Below are 4,533 nucleotides of genomic sequence, written 5' to 3' on the forward strand. Positions count from 1 at the left end.
CGTCGAGCCCCGGTCGTAGCTGCTGGCCTGCAGGCACTTGTGCGGCGCGTGAGCTCGAGGATGCACTGCCAACAGATCGCGATTCGTCATCTCCGCGAGCAGCGACAGGAAGCTGATCGGCTGCGGTGCAACCGCCCCGGCACCGGCCGCACCGCCGGAGCCACCGCCCGCACCAGAAACCCCCGTGCCCGAACCCGCTGCCACCATGACAGGCGGCGTCAACGGCCTGTTGCATCCGCCCACAGCCAGCACCGCAATGAGCATCATGCAGCAGTGGCTGTCCCTGCCTCCAGCTCGCTGGCTCGAACCGACCTCTCGCACGCCAAGCTTCCTCTCGCAAGAAGCAGGAACATAGCGCACGCGGCGCTAGCGCGACAACTGCGTTTCAGTCTTAGATACGAAAAACGTTCTTGTATATGATTTCTCGGTCGTGCCAAGCTCCCCGGCGGCTGGTCACCGGCCGAGAGTCCCAGCGGGACGCCTCCTAAGGCCCCTTCGCACGAAACCAATCCCAACGAGCGCTCGTACACGTGCCAAGGACGCCGACTTGGCCCGGCTCCGTCCATGCGCAGTCTTGGTGCCTGAGCGTACCCTTGGTCACGGTCCGGCCACTCGGAGGCCACGGTGTCCAGCCCGCATGGTCTTCGTCGCTGAAATCGTAGCGCAGGCCCCTGGTGAGCTCCGTTTCGCAGCCGTTTTGTGGCTCGCCATCGCAGTTGCCCCAGCGAGCGTCGCATGAGGCGATCTCGCATCTTCCCGCAACGCAGCTCGCCGTGGCGTTCGGCAACGAGCAAGTCGTGACGCACGCGCCGGGCTGGGCGCTGCCGGGCGCACTGTTGCTTCGTCCACGGTTCGGCAGCGCTGCCACCAGCGGGGACGACTGCGCGCGCTTCGCTGCATCGCGGGAGGCTCCAGACCGAGAAGGAGGGCTTGTTGCCGTTGCCACCCAGGCGATCCTGGGCGTGGGCTCATCGCTGACCGCGAACCCAGCCCATTGCGCCCAGCTATCGTGGGCCCGTACGCCAAACAGGCCCGGGCCGCGCCACCCGCAGTCGCTGGCATCGATCGTGAGCACGTCATCCAGGTAGACTTTGTGGGAGCAGCCCGATGCGACCACCTTGAGCGTGTACCACCGGCCCAGAACGATGGGCATGTCGACTTCCTGGATAACGGTGAAGCCGGGACCCATGCGTCCCAGCATCACCACGTTGGCCTGAGTGGAAATGGCCGCGTAGTAGCCATCAAAACCATCGTTGGTCGAGCTTGGGTTCTTCACGCGGTAGATCAGGCCCGCATCCGAGCTTCTCGGCAGACCGTCTTCAACGATACGAATTCGTGCCTCGGCTGCCAGATCCATCAAGCCGCCGCCGCGAACCGTGGCCTTGCGCCCCGTCCCGCGTGTTGCCTCGAGCCGGTTGCCCGAGATCTTCCAGATACCCTCCCAGGCGATCCAGTCCTTGGGCTCGACTTTGGTAAGACCCTCGCGTAGCTCCGTCTCGAGATCACGCTCGGTTCCCGGCCCTTCCGCCTCGCTCCCCACGGTTGCAGGCGCCGCCGCGGTCTGGTCCGGTTTCTTCGGATTATCGGCGACCGGATCGTTACGGTCCGCGGACGCGGCAGCTCTTTGGCCAGATTCACGGGTCGTGTTGCCGGTCTCCGGCGCGACCCCCCGCCCCATGTTGTCCCAGATGAATCCGAGGACCGCAGCGGCCGCCATAGGGCCAATTAGGTGCTTCCACAAACGCTCCCGGCTCCCAGCCCCAGAAGCAGGTGCAGCTCGCTTCTTGCGTATGGCTTCGAGAGGAAAGGGCGCCACGGCCCCGGATGCTCCCCGGAGGGTCTTGGTACGCGGCTCGTCGAAGTCGGATGCCGCCCGCCCCCTCTGCACTGTCAGTCGAGCGGCCGCAATGAACCGCTGCTCGGTCTCGGAGTCAGGGTCATAGGCGCACTCGGCCTCGAGCTGAGCAACGAACGCCTGGTAGCGACGCAGCAGCGCGCTGCAGCTCTGACACTTTGCCAGGTGCTCCTGGTAGCTGGCTGCTTCCTCGTGTTGACGGCCGGCTTGATCGTCGCTGCGGCAGGCAAGCCACTTCTGGATCGATTCGCAGCGAATGGTCATGAGGTAGCGGTTCCCTTCATACGCACTGCGCTGGGAATGCTCCTGCGACGCGCGAGTTCGAGGTTGGCACCATCCAAGCGCTGCAGGACTGCAAGAACGCGCTGCCGGGCACGCAGGTGGCGCGTACGCACCGTCGCCGGCTGCGTTTCCAACACGGCCGCCGTCTCGGCGACGCTGAGACCCACCAGCTCACGCAGAATCCACACTTCTCGGAAGGGCGTTCGCAGGTCCAACAATACGCTCTGCACCTGCGTTAGTTGGACGCGCGCAAGTGCCTGACCCTCCGGGCTCCTCGCGTCGTCTCGCAGGGTCTCGGCATAGGCACGCACGAAGCGGGCCCTGCGGCGGTTGCTGCGAGCATTGTGTTGGGCCACACGAAGTGCGATTCGATGAAGCCAGGTCCGTATGCTTGCATCGCCGCGAAAGCGATCCAGGGAGGTGAGGAATTCAAGAAAAACCTTCTGCACCAAGTCGTCGATTTCGCTGGAATGGGGCACCATGCTCTTGAGAAAGACGCCGACGTCCCGCCCATAGGCTCGGTAGAGGGCCAACCAGGCTTGCTCACCGCCCTTACGGCACCCCTCCAGGAGATTTTCCTCTTCCAGCGTCAGAGCCACCGAGCCTGCTCTTCCGCGGCTGCCCCCGGAGCCTTTGCCGGCCGCAGCTGTTCTCCCGTTCGTGTCGTCCACTTCTATTGGAAACCTCTTGAGGTGTCTCGTCAACGGGCTAGGCCCGTCGAGGCAGACAAACCACTTGATATCATGGCCGCTCGGGCGGCACTATACCCGGAAAGATGGGCCGATCCTGGGACCCGTGGACGAGCCTGTACCGCTGCAGCTGCACGGACTGTCTGCATATTAGCGGGCGCCGCCAAAAGGTGCCGGTTACGGGCCAGGGGTCTGGTACCAGAAGGTCGCGACCGAATAGTCTCGCGGACCTCCCTGCCAGCCCCAGATCTCCATGTCGACCTTCAGGGACCGCTCGAACGGAATGCCATCTAGGGCGCGGGTGCGGCTGTTTACGGTCGTGCCCACAGCGTGGTTCGCACCGGCCAGTGGCTGACTGATGAACGGCTGGCTATAGGTTTCCGCATGGCCCCAGGCGTACCCGTAGTAGTCCTCGGTGCCGGTCCCGAAATGGGAAGGGAAGGCTTCCCCGTCGACGAAGATCTTCTCATCCCCTTCGCCCCACCACGCAGCGACGGTACTGGTCACCTCGAGCGCGTCGCCTACGTAGACACCCCGGCCCGTGATGGTAACGTAGTTCCAATCCTGGCCTTGCGCGTTGAATCTGGGGACGCGCAGCTGTTCCCGATACGCGGCATGAAAGTGCATGGAATCCGGGGTCCAGTTCCAGGCGCCCGTTTCGACCTCGAGGAAGACCTGAACCGGTTGATTCCCGCTGTTGACCACACGTACGTTCGCGTTCAGCTGGTAGGGCATGGTCCAGTACACGGTCATCTGCCCGGTCGCGGGATCGACAGTTCGGTACCACTCGTGCAGGGGCGCGAAGCGCTTGCTTCCGGTGCCGAAGAAAAGCCCTACTGGAACCCGCGCCGTCTGCCGCCCGTCGAAACCGAGCTCCAGCAAGGTGTGCCTGAGGGCTGCCGCTTGGTCGCCGGCTTGGAGCGTGAGACGAAGCCTCCGGATGGCGCCAGCGCCCGCCAGGGGTTGCTCGAGCGCCTGTGCCGAGGCGAGCAGGCCCGAGGTGCGAAGCTGCCGATTGCCCAGACCACGCGGAGCCGTGTCCGGGCTCGAGAGCTGAGCGTTCGTCTCGGCCAATTTGGCGGCCACGGCTGGATCCGCAAGCGCGCTCGGGTCGAAGCTCTGGACCTGGACTCCCGGTCCATAGCTCCGATGGTTGATATTATAGAACAGCCTGAACGAGCTGCTCCTGTTGCCCGGAGGAACGTCGTAGGTGATCTTGAGACTCTTCGCGTAGGGAATCGGCGCGTACAGGTTGTGTCCAGGGTGCGCTTGCCCGCCTTGCAGCGGGTCGCGATCCACCGTGCGTGAAGAAAGCGGCCAGCCCATCTCGGGGTTTATGCCCACCCGTTCGGTGGCCTTGCCGGCCCAAAAAGGAGTGGTGCTGCCATCCAGGTAGAAACGCAGGGTGCCGGTTTCCGATCCCGACCCGAAGGTCGTCCAGTAGCGCGTGAGCGCACCAGGTCCGGCCGCGTCCAGCAGCACCCACTCTCTTCGCCCCTGATTCATCTCGTCGCGGATGTACCAAGACCAATCTTGGTTCGCGAACCAGCCTGGCTGGTCCGGAGCCGTCGAGCCCCGGTCGTAGCTGCTGGCCTGCAGGCACTTGTGCGGCGCGTGAGCTCGAGGATGCACTGCCAACAGATCGCGATTCGTCATCTCCGCGAGCAGCGACAGGAAGCTGATCGGCTGCGGTGCAACCGCCCCGGC

At 64.5% G+C, this 4,533-nt stretch carries 4 protein-coding genes; all 4 read right to left on the reverse strand.

Translation table 11 applies throughout. The annotated features are described in order from the left end of the window. A partial coding sequence (locus MJD61_01780) for a hypothetical protein (protein MCG8554008.1) occupies window positions 1-321 on the reverse strand: 321 nt, incomplete at its 3' end. 163 nt (window positions 322-484) lie between these two features. Continuing rightward, window positions 485-2,119 (reverse strand): hypothetical protein, encoded by a 1,635-nt coding sequence (locus MJD61_01785; GenBank protein MCG8554009.1) that lies wholly within the window; start codon window positions 2,117-2,119, stop codon window positions 485-487. Beyond that, on the reverse strand, window positions 2,116-2,736 hold the full coding sequence (locus MJD61_01790) for a sigma-70 family RNA polymerase sigma factor (protein MCG8554010.1): 621 nt from the start codon (window positions 2,734-2,736) through the stop codon (window positions 2,116-2,118). The genes MJD61_01785 and MJD61_01790 overlap by 4 nt, the downstream gene beginning before the upstream one ends. 267 nt (window positions 2,737-3,003) lie before the next feature. Continuing rightward, window positions 3,004-4,533 (reverse strand): DUF2961 domain-containing protein (locus tag MJD61_01795; GenBank protein ID MCG8554011.1); only part of this gene is annotated, 1,530 nt, incomplete at its 5' end.

The organism is Pseudomonadota bacterium (assembly GCA_022361155.1).
GTDB lineage: Bacteria > Myxococcota_A > Polyangia > Polyangiales > JAKSBK01 > JAKSBK01.